This window comes from Nocardiopsis sp. CNR-923, assembly GCF_001942255.1.
Taxonomy (GTDB): Bacteria; Actinomycetota; Actinomycetes; order Streptosporangiales; family Streptosporangiaceae; genus Nocardiopsis.
In genome coordinates, this window is sequence record NZ_MKKC01000109.1 from 85,838 (window position 1) to 100,842 (window position 15,005).

The 15,005-nt window shown below is 70.7% G+C and carries 13 protein-coding genes and 3 pseudogenes; 14 read left to right on the top strand and 2 right to left on the bottom strand.

The features are described 5' to 3' along the window. The first annotated feature begins 3 nt into the window (after nucleotides 1-3). From BJF83_RS19605 to BJF83_RS19645, 9 genes and pseudogenes are all read left to right on the top strand, one after another. Nucleotides 4-207, top strand: coding sequence for a hypothetical protein (locus BJF83_RS19605; RefSeq protein WP_187347192.1), 204 nt, complete (start codon nucleotides 4-6; stop codon nucleotides 205-207). 5 nt (nucleotides 208-212) lie between these two features. Then, nucleotides 213-679, top strand: a pseudogene (locus tag BJF83_RS19610) (NUDIX hydrolase). A gap of 270 nt (nucleotides 680-949) precedes the next feature. Next, nucleotides 950-1,396, top strand: coding sequence for a PH domain-containing protein (locus BJF83_RS19615; protein ID WP_075927539.1), 447 nt, complete (start codon nucleotides 950-952; stop codon nucleotides 1,394-1,396). Between the two features lie 188 nt (nucleotides 1,397-1,584). Beyond that, nucleotides 1,585-2,945, top strand: a pseudogene (locus BJF83_RS19620) (PH domain-containing protein). Between the two features lie 243 nt (nucleotides 2,946-3,188). Continuing rightward, entirely contained in the window at nucleotides 3,189-3,428 is a 240-nt protein-coding gene (locus BJF83_RS19625) for a chaplin family protein (protein ID WP_075927464.1), read from the top strand. A gap of 290 nt (nucleotides 3,429-3,718) precedes the next feature. Next, nucleotides 3,719-4,603: a Rossmann-like and DUF2520 domain-containing protein gene (locus BJF83_RS19630; protein WP_075927465.1), complete on the top strand. Its 885-nt coding sequence runs from the start codon at nucleotides 3,719-3,721 to the stop codon at nucleotides 4,601-4,603. A 74-nt stretch (nucleotides 4,604-4,677) separates the two neighbouring features. Beyond that, entirely contained in the window at nucleotides 4,678-5,565 is an 888-nt protein-coding gene (gene panC, locus BJF83_RS19635) for a pantoate--beta-alanine ligase (RefSeq protein ID WP_075927466.1), read from the top strand. Nucleotides 5,566-5,662: 97 nt separating this feature from the next. Next, nucleotides 5,663-8,251, top strand: a pseudogene (locus BJF83_RS19640) (L-aspartate oxidase). Nucleotides 8,252-8,316: 65 nt separating this feature from the next. Next, nucleotides 8,317-9,099 (top strand): type III pantothenate kinase, encoded by a 783-nt coding sequence (locus tag BJF83_RS19645; RefSeq protein WP_075927467.1) that lies wholly within the window; start codon nucleotides 8,317-8,319, stop codon nucleotides 9,097-9,099. Between the two features lie 39 nt (nucleotides 9,100-9,138). On the opposite strand, the gene BJF83_RS19650 is transcribed toward BJF83_RS19645, so the two are convergent. After that, a complete protein-coding gene (locus tag BJF83_RS19650; protein ID WP_075927468.1) occupies nucleotides 9,139-9,558 on the bottom strand; it encodes a PIN domain nuclease in 420 nt (139 codons plus the stop codon). After that, nucleotides 9,555-9,776, bottom strand: a complete 222-nt coding sequence (locus tag BJF83_RS19655) for a type II toxin-antitoxin system VapB family antitoxin (RefSeq protein ID WP_143831997.1) — start codon at nucleotides 9,774-9,776, stop codon at nucleotides 9,555-9,557. The genes BJF83_RS19650 and BJF83_RS19655 overlap by 4 nt, the downstream gene beginning before the upstream one ends. Nucleotides 9,777-9,937: 161 nt before the next feature. Here BJF83_RS19655 and lysX point away from each other — a divergent pair, with 161 nt between their 5' ends. The 5 genes from lysX (at nucleotide 9,938) to BJF83_RS19680 (ending at nucleotide 14,415) form a co-directional block, all read left to right on the top strand. After that, nucleotides 9,938-11,437 carry a bifunctional lysylphosphatidylglycerol synthetase/lysine--tRNA ligase LysX gene (gene lysX / locus BJF83_RS19660; RefSeq protein ID WP_075927470.1) on the top strand — a complete coding sequence of 500 codons (1,500 nt, stop codon included), beginning with the start codon at nucleotides 9,938-9,940 and terminating at the stop codon, nucleotides 11,435-11,437. A gap of 660 nt (nucleotides 11,438-12,097) precedes the next feature. After that, nucleotides 12,098-12,421 (top strand): LuxR family transcriptional regulator, encoded by a 324-nt coding sequence (locus BJF83_RS19665; RefSeq protein ID WP_075927471.1) that lies wholly within the window; start codon nucleotides 12,098-12,100, stop codon nucleotides 12,419-12,421. Nucleotides 12,422-12,558: 137 nt separating this feature from the next. Next, the gene (locus BJF83_RS19670) at nucleotides 12,559-13,158 is read left to right on the top strand and encodes an amino-acid N-acetyltransferase (RefSeq protein WP_075927472.1); all 600 of its coding nucleotides are present in this window, start codon (nucleotides 12,559-12,561) and stop codon (nucleotides 13,156-13,158) included. A gap of 429 nt (nucleotides 13,159-13,587) precedes the next feature. Further along, nucleotides 13,588-13,857 (top strand): hypothetical protein, encoded by a 270-nt coding sequence (locus tag BJF83_RS19675; RefSeq protein ID WP_075927473.1) that lies wholly within the window; start codon nucleotides 13,588-13,590, stop codon nucleotides 13,855-13,857. 213 nt (nucleotides 13,858-14,070) lie between these two features. Further along, a complete protein-coding gene (locus BJF83_RS19680; RefSeq protein ID WP_075927474.1) occupies nucleotides 14,071-14,415 on the top strand; it encodes an Lsr2 family protein in 345 nt (114 codons plus the stop codon). Nucleotides 14,416-15,005: the final 590 nt, after the last annotated feature.

Below are 15,005 nucleotides of genomic sequence, written 5' to 3' on the forward strand. Positions count from 1 at the left end.
GGTGTGTACCCACCGGACTATTCGTCGCTGTACAACTCGGTTTACCGTGCCGACGACGAGATGTACGTCAACACCCACATCTACGGTGTGAACGCCTACGGTAACCCGCTGTTCCACCTGTACAGGAAGACCGACAGCGGTCTGTTCGACGCCTACGCCGAGAGCGTCGATGCCGTGTGGCGTACTGCCCGTCCCCTCCAGGAGTGATGCCGATGGCCCGAACCGAGTTCTACGACGACCCGGAGCTCCGGAGCCGAACAGCCTGGTGGTGGCGGCCAGCGCCGCGGTGTTCGACGGCTCCGGTCGCCTGTTGTTGCAGCGGCGGACTGACAACGGGCTGTGGGCGATGCCCGGTGGCGGCATGGAGATGACCGAGAGCCTGCCGGAGGCGGCCGTGCGGGAGGTGAAGGAGGAGACGGGGTACGACGTCCGTGTCACCGGGCTGGTGGGCACGTACACCGATGCCCGGCACATCATCGCCTACACCGATGGCGAGGTGCGCCGTCAGTTCAATGTCTGTTTCCGGGCCGTGGTGGTGGGCGGCGGGCTTCAGGTGAGTCGTGAGTCCCACGAGGTGCGTTGGTTCGCGGCGGAGGAGTTGGGCGGGCTGGACATGCACCACACTCAGCGGCTGCGGGTGGAACACGCACTCAGGAACGGGTCGCCGCATCTCGGTTGAGGTGAGTCCGGTGTCCCCGAACGCGAGACGGGTGGACGTATGGGGACGCTGTCCGGCGAACACCGCACACTCCCACGGGACCATCGTGTCCTCCCAGAGACGTGGCTACTCGACGCCGAGGCGTGACGACCGCCGTTTGCCCGTTGATGGTTGACTGGCGTCGTGGACACCAGTGACCCGGCACCGACGCCGCCTCCGCCCGGCCCGCCTCCGTCCGACGACCTGCTCGCGGCGGCGTTCGCCCCGCCCGAGGGGACGTCCTGGCTGCGCGTGTCGCCCGCCCTGGCCCTGTACCGCAGGCTGGTGGTCGGCTCGCTGTGCCTGGTCGGAGGCACGGCCGCCGCGATCCTGTCGTACGTGTGGTTCGGACCCGTGTGGGCCGCCGCCGTGGCGGCCCTGACCCTCGTCGCCCTCGCGGCCGGATGGCTGCTGGCGGGGCGGTTCCAGCGGTCGTGGGGCTACGTGGAGGGCCCTGGGGAGCTCTACCTGACCTACGGTGTGTTCCTGCGCCAGCTCGTGGTGGTCCCCTACGGCCGGATGCAGGTCGTCGACGTGACCGCAGACCTCCTGGAACAGGCCCTGGGTATCGCGACCGTTCGGCTGCGCACCGCGGCGAGCACGGCCGACACCCGGGTGGTCGGGCTTCCGCTGGGCGAGGCGGTGGGGATGCGCGACCGGCTCGCGGCGCGCAGCGAGAGCTTCTCGACGGGGCTGTAGTGGACGGATCGACCCAGTACCCCCGGCCCGGACAGCCGCCGCTCGGACACCCCCCGGGCGCTTACGGGAGACCGCTGCCACCGGTGCCGCCCGGACCGCATGCCCCTCCCGGCCCGTCCGCACCCGGGGGACGGCCGTGGTGGGGCCCGGCCCCGTACCCCGGCGCGGTACCGCCGGGAATCGCCCTGATGCCGCCCACCGTGGGACACCGGCCCCCGCCGCTGTGGCGCCCACGGCCGGAGGACGACGTCACCAGCGGAGTGTTCCGGTCGCACTGGTCGATCATCCCGATGCGGGTCATGGCCGTCACGCTGGTGTTCGTGGCGCTCGTGGGGCCGATCCTGTTCACCTTCGGCGTCGCTGGGTGTTCCTGCTCGCGCTCGCGGTCGTCTTCGGATCGCTCGCCTACGCGCTCCCCGCGTGGTGGTACGGCACCTTCGGTCTGCGCGAGGACCACCTGGTGGTGCACAGCGGGTTGGCGCTGCGCGGCTCGCGGGAGATCCCGCTGAGCCGCCTCCAGGCGGTGGACGTGGTCCAGCCGCTGCTGATGCAGGTGTTCGGGCTGGCCGAGCTGCGCATCGAGTTGGCGGGCGGGGACCGCACCGCGATCCGTCTGCGGTGCCTGGGCAAGCCGCTGGCCGAACGCCTCAGGGTGGCGGTGCTCGCGCACGCCGCCGGGCTGCCGGGCGCCTCGCCCGAGGCGCCGGAGTGGCCGTTCTACCGGCTGCCGTTCCCGCTGCTGCTCGGGGCGCTGACCTTCCGGGTCCCGATCCTGCTCTCGTTCGTCGCGGTGCTCCTGCTGGCGCTGATCGGGCTGCTCTTCGCCGAGGCGGGGGTCGCGGGTGCGCTGATCCCGCTGGTCCTCGGCCTGATCCGCTACTTCTGGGGTCCGCTGGCGCGCTATACGGACTACTATGCCTCGCTGTCCTCCGACGGCCTGCGGCTGCGGTACGGCATGTTCCAGCGGCGGATGCAGACGGTCCCCCCGGGGCGGGTCCAGGCCGTGCGCGTCGTGGAGCCGCTGTTGTGGCGGGTCCTCGGAGTGGCGCGCGTGGAGGCCAACGTGGCCGGGTACGCGGGCGCCCGCCAGGGGGACTCGGCGACGCTGCTGCCGGTGGCGCCGCGACGCCTGGCGTTCTCACTGGTGAACGAGGTGTTCGTCGGGTCGGATCCGGCCTTCGTGCCGTTGGCCCAGGGTGGACGGTGGGCGCCGGGGCTGACGGGCGCGGACGAGCACCTGTTCGTCACGGTGCGCGGCCTGTTCGGCCGGGTGACGGACATCGTGCCGGTGGAGCGGATGCAGACCCTGAGGCTGACGGCTGGGCCTCTGGCGCGGTTCACCGGCCGGGTGGCGTTGGACGTGGACACGCCGCCGGGGCCGGCGGACGGTCGCGCCGCGGGGCGGACGGCCGCGGAGGGGCGCCGGCTGCTGGACGCGCTGGTCGAGGCCGCGCACAGGGCACGGGTGCCCGAGGCGGGAACCGAACGGTGGGCGACGAGGTCGACGGAGGGCCCCTCTGAACGATCCGGTGACACTCCCGGGATGTGAATGTGTGATGTGTCACATGGAGTGGTGGAAGTGCACCAAGATCTGGCTGCATGTCCGACATGTACGCTCACCCGGTGTGATATTTCCAGGTGAGGGTCGCGCCACGCCCGCGTGTTTCGGTCGTGCGCGACGGTTGAGTATGGCTAAATGGTCGTTGAACACGGGGAGTGTTCACAGTCATACACATCGTCAATGATTTGGCCCGGTTGGCGCCCTCAGCCAGCCAGTCAAGTGGGAGAAACCATGTTGAAGAAGGCTCTCGCCGCCAGCGCCATCACCGCCGCCGCCGCCAGCGTCCTGTTCACCGGCGCTCCGGCCATGGCCGACGACAACATCTCCACCTCGGGCAACGGGAGCATCCTCGGAGGCAACCAGCTCGTGGCGGACCTGAACGTTCCCATCAACGTCTGCGGCAACGCGATCGGCATCCTCGGCGTCGCGGGTGCCAGCTGCACCGGCTCCGACGCCAAGGTCTTCGAGTAGCCGACCGGGTCGCGATCGAGCGACCTGACCGGTCGGGGGTGTCCACCCGGGAGACGTCCCGGGTGATCCGGTCCGGTCAGGTTCCAGAGCGGCACGCTCGGGGGCGCCATTCCGCGAACGCGGAGTGGCGCCCCTCGCGTGCGTCCGGGGCGGCTCCGGGCCCGTCGCAGCCGGCCCTCACGTCGCGCCCGGGGCTGGTCGGCGGGGCACGGGTCCGGGAGAGTTATCGTGTGCTCAGGCGTCACGGTGCGGCAGCGACAGGACGCACGGGACCACGAAGGGGCACGACCATGGAGACGACGCAGGGCCGCCCGGCGCGGCTGCGAGTCGGCGTCATCGGACCCGGCCGGGTCGGCTCCGTTCTCGGCCAGGCCCTGGGCAGGGCCGGGCACAAGGTCGTCGCGACCACCGCGGTCTCCGAGACCTCCCGGGCCAACGCCGCCGCCCGGCTGCCGACCGCCCGGGTGGTCGACGCCCCCGAAGTCGTCGAGGCCAGCGACCTCGTCCTCGTCACGGTGCCCGACGACGCCCTGCCCGACCTCGTCGAGGGGCTCGCCGCCATCGGCGCCGCCCTGCGCGGCAAGCTCCTCGTGCACGCCAGCGGGGCGCACGGCCACGGCGTCCTGGCCCCCGCCACCATCGCCGGGGCCCTGCCGCTCGCCCTCCACCCCGCGATGACCTTCACCGGACGCGACGAGGACATCGAGCGGCTCGCCAACTGCGCGTTCGGCGTCACCGCCCCCGAGCAGCTGCGCCCCATCGCCGAGGCGCTCGTGGTCGAGATGGGCGCGGAACCCGTGTGGATCGCCGAGTCCAAACGCACCCTCTACCACGCGGCCCTCGCCGGGGGCGCCAACCACCTGGTCACGCTCGTGGCCGACAGCGCGGCCCTGCTCGCCGCAGCCGGGGTGCCCGAGCCCGGCCGGATGCTCGCCCCCATGCTCGGCGCCGCCCTGGACAACGCACTGCGCCTCGGCATCCACGGTCTGAGCGGCCCGGTCCTGCGCGGTGACGCCGGAACCGTCGCCGGACACATCGAGCAACTGCGCGAGAACGCCCCCGAGAGCGTGGCCAGCTACGTCGAACTCGCCCGCCTCACCGCGGACCGGGCGATCAACGCGGGGATGCTCGACCCCGCCGACGCCGCACGCCTGCTCGACGTCCTGCGCCGCTGAGGCCCACCGCGGCGGCCGACGACACCGGACGCGTACCGCGCCCGCGCCGAACACCACCACCACGGGAAACCACCATGACCGAACCCACGCCACAGACCGCGCCCGCGGACGGGCCCCTGCTCGTCCACACGGCCGACGACCTGCGCCGCGTTCTCGCCGACGCCGGGCGCGTCGCCCTCGTCCCCACCATGGGCGCGCTGCACGAGGGCCACCGCAGCCTCATGCGCCTCGCCCGCGCCCACGCCGACACCGTCGTCGTGAGCGTGTTCGTCAACCCCCTCCAGTTCGGCCCCCACGAGGATTTCGGCCGCTACCCGCGCACACTCGGCACGGACGCGCGGGTCTGCGCGCAGGAGGGCGTCGACGTCGTCTTCGCTCCGAGCGTGGACACCATGTACCCGTCGGAGCAGATGGTCACCGTCCAGGCCGGACCCATGGGCGAGCGCCTGGAGGGCGCCTCCCGGCCCGGATTCTTCACCGGGGTGCTCACCGTCGTCAGCAAACTCCTGCACCTGGTCGGCCCCGACGTGGCCGTCTTCGGACGCAAGGACGCCCAGCAGCTCGCCGTCGTCCGCCGGATGGTCACCGACCTCAACCTCCCCGTGGAGATCGTCGGCGCCCCCACCCTGCGCGACCCCGACGGCCTGGCCACGTCGAGCAGGAACGTCTACCTGGACGAGGGCGAGCGCGCCAGCGCCCTCGCCCTGTCCCGGGCCCTGAACGCCGGCCGCGCCGCGGCCGGCCACGGACCCGACGCCGTCCGCGCCGCCGCCCGGGCCGTCCTGGCCGAGGCCGCCGAGGCCGCACCGCCGGTCGAACCCGACTACCTCGCCCTGGTCGACCCCGCCACCTTCGCCGACGTTCCCGCCGGATACGCGGGCGAGGCCGTCCTCGCCGTCGCCGCCCGCGTCGGTGCGACCCGGCTCATCGACAACGTGTCGGTGCGGCTTCCCCACCGCTAGGGGCGGCGCTCCGTCGCCCCGCGACGGTGACCGCCCCTCGGGACCGAGCCGACCCACCACCGCCCAGCCACGGTCGGCACCTGCGAAAGAGACGCACATGACCTCATCCAGACAGACCCGGATCGACGCTCCCGCCCCGACGTGGACCGTCGGCGCGGACGTCGCCGTCATCGGCTCGGGCGTCGCCGGACTGAGCACGGCCCTGCGCTACGTCCAACGCACCGAACGCGGTCGCGTCGTGCTCGTCACCAAGGACCGCCTCTCCACCGGGTCCACGTCCTACGCCCAGGGGGGCATCGCCGCGGCCATGGCCCCCGGCGACGACCCCGTCGCGCACATGGTCGACACCCACCTGGCCGGGGCGGGCCTGTGCGACCCCCTCGCCGTGCACGTCCTGGCGACCCAGGGGCCCGCCGCCCTGCGCTGGCTCATCGGCGTGGGCGCCGAGTTCGACCGCACCGACGGCGGCGACCTGGCCCTCACCCGGGAGGGCGGACACCGCGCCGACCGGGTCGCGCACGCCGGGGGCGACGCCACCGGGGCCGAGATCCAGCGCGCGCTCCAGGCCGCGGTCATGGCGGAGGAGCGGATCGAGGTCATCGAACACGCCCTCGCCCTGGACGTCCTGCGCGACCCCGACACCTTCGCCGTCGTCGGCGCCACCCTCCACGTCATCGGCGAGCGCCCGCGACGGAGTCGGCGCCGTGCTGGCCCCGGCCGTCGTCCTGGCGACCGGCGGAATGGGCCAGATCTTCGCCGCGACCACCAATCCGCCGGTGTCCACCGGTGACGGCCTCGCGCTCGCGGCGCGCGCCGGGGCGCGCCTGCGCGACCTGGAGTTCATCCAGTTCCACCCCACCGTGCTCTGGCTGGGCCCGGACGCACGCGGCAGGCAGCCGCTCGTCTCCGAGGCGGTGCGCGGCGAGGGCGCCTTCCTCGTCGACGGACGCGGGGAACGGATCATGGAGGGCGTCCACGAACTGGCCGACCTCGCCCCCCGCGACGTCGTGGCCAGAACCATCGCGCGCGTCATGGCCGAACAGGGCACCGACCACGTCCACCTGGACGCGCGGCACTTCGGCGCGCCGGCCTGGGAACGCCGCTTCCCCACGATCCTGGCGGCCTGCCGAGCGCACGGGATCGACCCCGTCACGGAGCCGATCCCCGTGTCGCCCGCCGCGCACTACGCGTCGGGAGGCGCCGAGGTCGACATCGACGGCGCCACCAGCGTCCCCGGCCTCTGGGCGGTCGGCGAGGTCGCCCGCACCGGCGTCCACGGCGCCAACCGCCTGGCCTCCAACTCCCTCCTGGAGGGCTTGGTCTACGCGGACCGGATCGCCGCCCGCCTCGCCGCCGAGGCGCGCCCGGTCCCGACGCGGGGCGTGCCCACGGGGGAGGTCACCCGACTGGTCGACCCGCCCGCCGCGGCCCGCGTCCGGGCGCTGATGTCCCGCCACGCCGGGGTCCTGCGCACCGCCGAGGGGCTGGCCGCGCTGGTCACCGAACTCGACGCGCTCACCACCCACGGCACGGACGTCCGCCCGGACACAGCCTCCTGGGAGGCCGTCAACCTGCTCACCGTGGCCCGGCTGGTCGCCGCAGCGGCGCTGCACCGCACCGAGAGCCGCGGTTCGCACCAGCGCGCCGACGCCCCCGAACCCGACCCCGAGTACCGGCGCGCCCGGTCGTCGTCCGACTGGAGGGCGGCACGCCCGTGACCATCGACGAGGACTGGACCCCGTCTCTGCCGCCCGCGCTCGTCGCCGATCTGGACGCCATCGCGTTCCCGATCGCGGAGGGGACACCGGACCCGGAAACCCGGGCCCAGTTCACCCTCCCCTACACCGCGCCCCACCAGTCCCATGTGGACCTCGTGCGCCGCGCTCTGGCCGAGGACCTCACCGCCGGTCCGCGCATCGACGTGACCAGCGTGGCCACCATCCCCGCCGACCAGGTGCGCACCGCACACGTCGTCGCGCGCGCCGACGGCACGGTCAGCGGACTGCCCCTGGCCGAACTGGTCTTCTGGCTGGTCACCGACGGAGCTCTGGAGATCGCCCGCCCAGCCCGGGACGGCGACGCGGTCAAGCGCGGGGACGTGCTCATGTCCGTCACCGCCCGCACCCGCGACCTGCTCACCGCGGAGCGGACGGCGCTCAACCTCCTCACGCACATGTCGGGCATCGCGACCGCCACCCGCGCCTGGACGGAGGCGGTGGCCGGGACCGGCGCCCGGATCCGCGACAGCCGCAAGACCCGCCCCGGGCTGCGCGCGCTGGAGAAGTACGCGGTGCGTTGCGGAGGCGGCGTCAACCACCGCTACTGCCTCAGCGACGCCGGACTGGTCAAGGACAACCACGTGGTGGCCGCGGGCGGGGTCGGCGCGGCGGTGCGCGCGATCCGCGAGCGCTTCCCCGGCCTGCCCCTGGAGGTCGAGGTGGACCGGATCGACCAGATCGAGGAGGCGATCGCGGCCGGGGCCGAGGAGATCCTCCTGGACAACTTCACGGTGCCGGGGCTGCGTTCCGCCGTCGAGCTCGTCGCCGGGCGCGTGCGGCTGGAGTCCTCCGGAGGGCTGACGCTCGACGTGGCCGCCGACGTGGCCGCCACGGGGGTCGACTACCTCGCGGTCGGCGCCCTCACGCATTCCAGTCCGGCACTGGATATCGCACTCGACCTGTCGTGAGCGGTCCGATTGGTGGAAGATTCCCTGAGAACACGCCACTTCGACCACGGATGAGGGTTCCCAGCATGCTGCTCACCATCGACGTCGGCAACTCCGAGACGGTATTCGGGCTGTTCCAGGCCGACGACCTTCTCGAACACTGGAGAGTGGGCACCGACACGCGCCGCACCGCCGACGAGTGGGCGGTGGTGCTGCGCGGGCTCATCGACGGGAGCGAACTGGGGTCCCCGGCGGACGTGGACGGCATCGCCCTGTGCTGCTCGGTGCCGTCGGTGCAGCACGAGATGCGCGACATGTTCCGCCGCCACTTCGGTGACGTGCCGGCCGTGATCGTCGAACCGGGGGTCAAGACGGGCGTGCCGATCCGGATGGACAACCCGAAGGAGGTGGGCAGCGACCGGATCATCAACGCCCTGGCGGCCAGCCACGTCTACGGGGGGCCGGCGGTGGTGGTCGACTTCGGCACGGCGACCACGTTCGACGCGGTGAGCGGGAAGGGCGAGTACGTGGGCGGCGCGATCGCGCCGGGCATCGACATCTCGGTGGACGCGCTGTCGCGCAGGGGCGCCCAACTGCACATGGTGGAGATCGTCAAGCCGCGCGCGGCCATCGCGAAGAACACCACGGAGGCGCTGCGCTCGGGGATCGTGTTCGGGTTCGCCGGACAGGTCGACGGGATCGTGGACCGGATGGTCACCGAGCTCACGGACGTCCCCGACGACGTGACCGTGATCGCCACCGGCGGGCTGGCCTCCGTGGTCGTCGGCGAGTGCGAGACCGTGGACGTGCACGACCCCTGGCTGACCCTCACCGGTCTGCGCCTGGTCTTCGAGCGCAACGTCTCCTGAGCGATGCCGTGCGGTGCGGGGACGTCCCCGCACCGCCGGTCAGTCCTTGTTGTGTCTTTGGACCCGCAACCGGGGGAAGACCTCGGCCAGATGGTCGAAGTCGCGGTCGCAGTGGACGAGGACCGCGTCCGTGCGCAGCGCGACCGCGGCGATGAGGCAGTCGTAGAGCTTCCGGATGGTCTTGCCCTTGGACCGTGCTTCTCGATACAGGTTCGCCGAGTAGGTGAAGTCGAGGCGGTTCTCCAGACTCAACTGGATGAGCCCGTTGGTCAGGCGCTCGATGACCTGCTGTTCGGCCGCGTTCCTGACACCGCTCAGGAGTTCGGCGGCGACAGGTTCGGTCGTCGCCAGATTCGCCTCCCTCTCGATGAGTTCACGGACGAAGTCGTTGGTCTCGGATTTCGTCTTGCGGAGGTACTCCACCCACGCGGAACTGTCGACCAGGTAGATCGTGGTCATACGTGGACGTTCTCATCCTCGAAGCCAGAGCGGCGCATCTCGTCCAGATCGCCCTCCCAACCCATCCCCTCCAGGCTGAGGAGGAAGTCCTTGGAGAGAGGTGTGCCGGCCATGCGGCGGAGCGCGATGTCGACGGCCTCACGCTTCGTTCGGACCTGGAAGCGCTCCATCACGAATGCGATCAGTTCGTCGTCGATGTCAATGTTTGTGCGACTCATACACCCATAATACATCTGTCGCGGACAGTGATGGGCTGATCGCAGAACATCCGCGTCTTCGCGCTGGGGTCCGCGGATGGTCTTCGCGCTGGGGTCCGCGGATGCCGGACAGCCTGTGGACAGCGCCGTTCGGGTGTCCGAGTGAGAGTAGGATCGGGGCCGTGAATGACGCGCACGACTCCTACGACGACCTGCCCGAACAGATGCGGGTCCGGCGCCAGAAGCTGGACCGTCTCCGGGAGGAGGGCATCGACCCCTTCCCCGTGACCTTCCCGCGGACCACGTCGATCGGTGCCGTGCGCGACAAACACACGGGCCTGGAGCCCGACACCCAGACCGGGGAGAAGGTGGCTGTCGCCGGTCGGGTGATGCTCTACCGCAGCGGCGGTAAGTTGTGCTTCGCCACACTGCGCGACGAGACCGGCGACGTCCAGATCATGCTGTCGCTGGACCGGGTCGGCAAGGAGCGGCTGGACGCGTGGAAGGCCGACATCGACCTGGGCGACCACGTCGGGGTCGAGGGCGAGGTGATCACCTCCCGGAGGGGCGAGCTGTCCATCCTGGTCGAGTCCTGGACGTTGACCGCCAAATGCCTTCGTCCCCTGCCGGAGAAGCACAAGGGGCTCACCGATCCCGAAGCCCGGGTGCGCCAGCGCTACGTCGACCTCATCGTCAACCCCGAGTCCCAGGCGATGGCCCGGTGCCGCGCCCGGGTCGTGCGGGGGCTGCGCACCGCGCTGGAGGAGCGCGACTACATCGAGGTCGAGACCCCGATGCTGATGCGCGTGCACGGCGGCGCGACGGCGCGCCCGTTCAGCACGCACATCAACGCCTACGACATGGACCTGTACCTGCGGATCGCTCCGGAGCTGTCGCTCAAGCGGCTCGTGGTGGGCGGTCTGGAGAAGGTTTTCGAGATCAATCGGAACTTCCGGAACGAGGGCGCGGACTCCACGCACAACCCCGAGTTCACGATGCTGGAGTTCTACCAGGCCTACGCCGACTACAACGTGGTGGCGGATGTCACACGCGATCTGATCCAGGCGGCGACCACCGCCGCTTTCGGTTCGACGGTCATCGAGCGGCCGGACGGCGAGTTCGACCTGGGTGGGGAGTGGCCGAGTATCACGCTGTACGGGTCCGTCTCCGAGGCGCTGGGCGAACAGGTCACGGTCCACACGCCCCTGGAACGGGTCCGTCGGCTGGCCGAGGCTCGTGGGATCGAGTTCAGCCACGAGTGGGGGCCGGGCAAGCTGGTCGAGCACCTCTTCGAGGAGTTGGTCGAGCACACGCTGGTCCAGCCCACGTTCGTGCGCGACTTCCCCCTGGAGACCAGCCCGCTCACGCGCCAGCACAGGGAAGAGCCGTTGCTGACGGAGAAGTGGGACCTGATCGGCTTCGGCATGGAGCTGGGGACCGGCTTCTCCGAGTTGATCGACCCGGTCGAGCAGCGGCGCCGCCTGACCGAGCAGTCGCTCATGGCCGCCGAGGGCGACCCCGAGGCGATGCAGCTGGACGAGGACTTCCTCCGCGCCCTGGAGTACGGAATGCCGCCCACCGGTGGCGTCGGCGTCGGTATCGACCGGCTCCTGATGGCGTTCACCGGAAAGAACATCCGTGAGACCGTGCTCTTCCCGATCGTGAAGCCCTCCGGAGACTGAGTTCTTTCTCCGAACCGAATCCGGGCTACCAGCGGACCGAAATCAGGGACGGGGCTGCCGCGCTTGATCGCGGCGGTCCCGTTTACGGTGCCTGAATGTGGCGCGCGCCACTGGACAGACCTCACACTTGGGACATAACACGCCAAATCGCAGTGAGGGTGAGATGGTGCCGGCGACACGTCGTGGTTTTTCCTTGGAACGCCGTTCCTCGGGGAGTCCACCGAGAGTGATGAAGGTTTACGCAGGTCAATCCGGTGGTGAATGCATCCCACTCGCCACTCTGTCACCGAACGATGTGACAGGGCTACGCATGGTGATTTAGCGGCCCTTGACGGTATCATCTCGGCCGCCTAGCGTGCTGAGGGCGGACCTTGGTCCGCGAGATTGCCGAAGTGGATCGAGTACGACCGTGAGCGAGGTGTGAGGGCCGTCCCACGGCCCGCCCATCCCGCACGCACCCGTGCCCTCGGCGTGGTCTGACCGTCCCAGACCACGGCGCCCGGGCCCGCTGCGACCCGTGTCCCCCGACGCCTCCACCCCTGTGCCAGAGGGGTCCTCTCGGAAGGCCGCCGGGCCCGCGGGGCTCGGTCTCCCCAAGCACGCTCGATTCGCCCGGCGACGAGTTGATGTTCCGCACTCACATGGATGAGGGAGGACGGAGTGGAACAGGCCACACTCGTACGGCGTAACGCTGAGGACCAGAGCGCTCTCCAGCCGCGGGAGCACCGGGAGAACGTGGTTCCCCTGCAGCCGCGTTCGCGCGACGCGGCGCTGGGAGGCGCCTTCGCCCCGGTCGAACTGGCTCTTGAGGACCTCGAACTCCTCGCCGAGATCGCCACCGGCGTCACCACCGAGGTGGCGGCGCGGCGGCTCGAACTCAGCGCTCGCACACTGCGCCGACGCATCCGCACCATCTGCGACGTGCTCGGCGTGAACACGCCCATCGAAGCGGTCGTCTGGGCCGCACGGCGCCAGCTCATCTGAGTCTGGCCGTCCCGGCGCCGTGAGCCGGGAGAGACCACGGGCATACCCGGCCCAGAGCGAACGGGTACGCGGCACCCGCCGGAGGAAGAGCTGTCCGGTAGGTGCGGGTGCGTACGTGGGCGTAGTCTGGTCCGGCTATGTCCGTTCGTCATGTCCGAGTCCGTCGCGCCAAGACGCGCGACGTGGTCCACATCCGCCGCCTGGTCGACACCTACACGGTCGACCGCCGTGTCCTCTCCAAGAGCACGGTCAACCTCTACGAGGACATCCAGGAGTTCTGGGTGGCCGAGGCAGAGGTCCCTGATGACGCTCCGCCCGCCACGACGCCCTCCGGTGCCGTCGACGCAGAGGGGGAGGCCGAGTATCGCGTCGTGGGCTGCGGCGCCCTCCACGTCCTCTGGGAGGACCTCGCGGAGGTCCGCACCGTCGCGGTCGATCCCTCTCTGCGTGGTTTCGGAGTGGGACATCGAATCGTGACCGAACTGCTGGACGCGGCGCGTGAGTTGGACGTGCGGCGTGTGTTCTGTCTGACATTCGAGACCGGTTTCTTCGCCAAACACGGCTTTGCCCCGATCCAGGGCACCCCGGTCTCCTCCCGCGTGTACGAGGAACTCCTGCGCTCCTATGACGAGGGCGTCGCCGAATTCCTCGATCTCGAGAGAGTCAAACCCAACACCCTCGGGAACACGCGGATGCTTGTGCACCTGAGGCCAGAGTCCCGAACCGCCCGTAGGTAAAGGTTTTCGGGCGCTCTTGGGACTGAGTGCCCGATTGGGTCGGTCCGAGGCGTGCCCGCGCGTGCCGTCCTGACCTCTCGTTTAAGTCCACCGGGTGGTATGAGAGGGGAAGACGACGGGTAATGTGTAGCTGCGCTCAGCGACCCTCCCGTGGACCGAGTTCCCCGGGGCGGTCACGAAGGGTCGCGAATCGAGTTCGCTCAGGGCGTCACGGCCAACAGGACACCGACGCCTTGGCCGGACATTGGTCACCTTCGGGTTTGCCTGGGCGGGCTTCGGTACGTCCGGTGTCAAACCGGGGGCAAGCGATGTCTATGATGTCGGGTATGCGATTGCCCGGGTTCCCGGTGCTCATCCCCCAGGACTGGCCCGACGCTGAGTCGGGTATTTGCTGCGATAAGTAACAACCAGGAAGGGTGGACGGCTTCGATGGGTGACCTTTCGTCGATGGTTCCCGCCGGGCTGGTCGACGTATTGTCCGCGCTGATCCCGCCGGTGGTCGTCGCCACCGTCTTCTGCGCCTTCGTCATCAAGCTGCTGCGCAGGGAGATGGCTCCGCGTCGGATGGACGGCAGCCTGGTCAGCGGTGACTCGGCCGAGTCGGCGGGGGCGGACGCGTCCGCGGCGTCCGTGACCGGTGCGGCCGATGACGCGTCGATTACCCGGAGTGGGGAACGCGCCGAATCGGACGGTCGTTGATACGGTACTTGACCAAGCCGAGCCCCGACCGGCCCCGATCAGGGAACATGCGTGCGCGTCGGCCCGTCAGGGTCCCGCGCGGCTCAGGCGACCCCGAAACCCCGGGTCAAGTCCAGGTGATTACTGGCACGTCGGGAATTGTCTTCCGCGTTCGCGCGAGATAGCTTTATATTGCAGGTGCGAAGGCACTGCTCTTCTGAAAGGTTTGAATCCATGGCACAGAAGGTCCAGGTTTTCCTGGTCGACGACCTCGACGGCGGCGAGGCTGAGGAGACGGTGACGTTCGGTCTGGACGGCTCCGTGTACGAAATCGACCTCAGCGCGGGTAATGCCGCCAAGCTCCGCGAGGCCCTTACGCCCTTCGTCGACGCCGCTCGCAAGGCGCCGGCCAAGGCGGCCGGCCGCGGCGGCGCCCGTCGGGCCGGAACGCGGAATGCGCCCAGCCGCGAGCGCAGCGCGGAGATTCGCGCGTGGGCGAAGGCCGCTGGCAAGCCGGTCAATGAGCGCGGCCGTATCCCCGCGAAGATCGTCGCCGAATATGAGGCCGTCAAGGGCTAGGTTTGCCGCAGCACCCGGGTTCGCCGAAATGCTGTCAGCTCTTGATCGATTCAGGGCCGGCGTCCCGGGGCGCGTACCCGAACCCGACCATCCCCGGACCTCACGAGGGTTCGACGTGACACGGGATGAAGGGGATAGCACGGGCTCCAGGGCCCCGGGCGGCGTGGACCGGATCCACCGCCGCCACACTCGCGACACGGGCCGGTCCAGACCGCCGCGACCGCGTGACCCTTCGACGCGGCGAGAGCCGTGACGGCGGGGCGGTGCGTCACGGCCGCGGTCCGGCACGGGTGACGGCCCCGCGGTCCCCGCTCTCGCGAATGCCCCCGCATCGTCCCCCCGCGGCCGACCGGCCGCGGGGCCGGGGACGTCGCCACTCGCCCGCGCCTTCCGGGACCCGACGGGAACACCCCGCCCCGTCGCACCGTTGGAGGAGGTACGGACCCGGACACGATCCGGTTCCGCCGTGCGAGTCTCGCTCCGGTCGCACGGCGGTACCGCCCGCCACGGGTCCGGCCGCCGGTCGCGCCACCCGCCGCGGGTGGGGGTCGGCGGGGGCGAGCCCTCGCGGCGGAATTCCGGCGGTGGCT

Coding starts and splice junctions, on each gene's coding strand:
- BJF83_RS19670 (WP_075927472.1), top strand. CDS start 12,559: ATGTCCGTTCGTCATGTCCGAGTCCGTCGCGCCAAGACGCGCGACGTG.
- BJF83_RS19680 (WP_075927474.1), top strand. CDS start 14,071: ATGGCACAGAAGGTCCAGGTTTTCCTGGTCGACGACCTCGACGGCGGC.
- BJF83_RS19645 (WP_075927467.1), top strand. CDS start 8,317: ATGCTGCTCACCATCGACGTCGGCAACTCCGAGACGGTATTCGGGCTG.
- BJF83_RS19675 (WP_075927473.1), top strand. CDS start 13,588: ATGGGTGACCTTTCGTCGATGGTTCCCGCCGGGCTGGTCGACGTATTG.
- panC (WP_075927466.1), top strand. CDS start 4,678: ATGACCGAACCCACGCCACAGACCGCGCCCGCGGACGGGCCCCTGCTC.
- BJF83_RS19630 (WP_075927465.1), top strand. CDS start 3,719: ATGGAGACGACGCAGGGCCGCCCGGCGCGGCTGCGAGTCGGCGTCATC.
- BJF83_RS19655 (WP_143831997.1), bottom strand. CDS start 9,776: ATGAGTCGCACAAACATTGACATCGACGACGAACTGATCGCATTCGTG.
- BJF83_RS19625 (WP_075927464.1), top strand. CDS start 3,189: ATGTTGAAGAAGGCTCTCGCCGCCAGCGCCATCACCGCCGCCGCCGCC.
- BJF83_RS19650 (WP_075927468.1), bottom strand. CDS start 9,558: ATGACCACGATCTACCTGGTCGACAGTTCCGCGTGGGTGGAGTACCTC.